This is a genomic window from Mycolicibacterium agri (assembly GCF_002553505.1).
GTDB lineage: Bacteria > Actinomycetota > Actinomycetes > Mycobacteriales > Mycobacteriaceae > Mycobacterium > Mycobacterium agri.
Genome location: NZ_PDCP01000222.1, coordinates 1 through 1,039, shown reverse-complemented (window position 1 = coordinate 1,039; position 1,039 = coordinate 1). Strand labels below are relative to the sequence as shown.

General features: G+C 65.6%; 1 protein-coding gene. It reads left to right on the top strand.

Annotation, left to right across the window (positions count from 1 at the left end; translation table 11 throughout):
• Window positions 1-1,031, top strand: a 1,031-nt coding sequence (locus CQY20_RS33890; protein ID WP_165789336.1) for an AMP-binding protein, incomplete at its 5' end; no start/stop codon positions are given.
• Between the last annotated feature and the right edge of the window lie 8 nt (window positions 1,032-1,039).

Genomic DNA, 1,039 nt, shown 5'->3' with positions numbered 1-1,039 from the left:
CGGTGTTGATGAGTCCGGTGGCGTTTTTGCAGCGGCCGGCGCGGTGGATGCATTTGTTGGCGAGTTATTCGTCGGCGTTTTCAGCGGCACCGAATTTCGCGTTCGAGTTGGCGGCCCGCAAAACTTCTGATGAGGATATGGCCGGGTTTGATCTGGGCAATGTTCACACCATCTTGTCCGGAAGCGAACGGGTACACCCGGCCACGCTGACCCGCTTCACCGACCGCTTCGCCCGCTTCGGGCTGGATAAGGCGGTGCTGCGGCCCTCCTACGGGCTGGCCGAAGCCACCGTGTATGTGGCCACCAGCCGCGCCGGAGCGCCCCCCACCGTGGTCGACTTCGAATCCGACAAACTCGCCGCCGGCCAGGCCAAACGCTGCGCCCCCGGCGACGGCACCGCGCTGATCAGCTACCCGCTCAACGACTCCCCGCTGGTATGCATCGTCGACCCCGACACCGGCACCGAATGCCCACCGGCGACCACCGGCGAGATCTGGGTCCACGGCGACAACGTGGCCGCCGGCTACTGGAACAAACCCGACGACACCGCCCGCGTTTTCGGCGCCACGCTGACCAACCCGTCACCAGCCACCCCGGCCGGGCCCTGGCTGCGCACCGGCGATCTGGGATTTGTCACCGACGGCGAACTGTTCATCGTCGGGCGCATCAAAGACCTACTCATCGTCTACGGGCGCAACCACTCACCCGACGACATCGAAGCCACCACCCAAGAAATCTCCAAAGGCCGCGTCGCGGCCATCGCGGTCCCCCGCGACACCGACGGCGTCGAAGAACTGGTCGTCATCATCGAAACCAAACCCCGCGGCGACACCGACGAGGCCATCGCCACCCACTACCAAACCCTCAAACGCGACGTCACCTCGGCCATCTCCAACACCCACGGCCTAGCCGCCGCCGACATCGTCGTAGTCCCCCCCGGCGCCCTACCCATCACCACCAGCGGCAAAGTCCGCCGCAACACCTGCATCGACCTCTACCGCACCAACCAACTCCCCCGCCAAGACACCTAACCGGCAAG